Origin of the sequence: Micrococcus sp. GbtcB5, assembly GCF_019091605.1 — a bacterium.
In the GTDB taxonomy this organism is placed as follows: Bacteria; Actinomycetota; Actinomycetes; order Actinomycetales; family Micrococcaceae; genus Micrococcus; species Micrococcus luteus.
Genome location: NZ_JAGXJK010000370.1, coordinates 1 through 243 on the forward strand (window position 1 = coordinate 1; position 243 = coordinate 243).

The 243-nt window shown below is 74.9% G+C and carries 1 protein-coding gene; it reads right to left on the reverse strand.

All coding sequences use genetic code 11. The features are described 5' to 3' along the window. Nucleotides 1-243: hypothetical protein (locus KVS67_RS12750; protein ID WP_217565522.1), on the reverse strand; the 243-nt coding region annotated here is incomplete at both ends.

Consider the following 243-nt stretch of genomic DNA (forward strand, 5'->3'; position numbering starts at 1 on the left):
CAGCCCGACCCCGGCGGGCGCCCGACGCCGTCGCACGATTCCACCGGCGGAATCGTCGACGAGTTCGGCCAGCAGGCCGGCGCCCGCCTCGAGCTCGGTGGCGCGCCGCGCGTTGCGGAGCCGTCGTGCGAGCAGGAGGTGCTGCGCGGTCCTGACCAGGGCCTTCTCCTCGGCAGGGTCGAGGGCACGGCGGACGGCGAGCCAGTCGTGCGCGTCCCGATCTGCGGGAACGAGTGTCCAGGT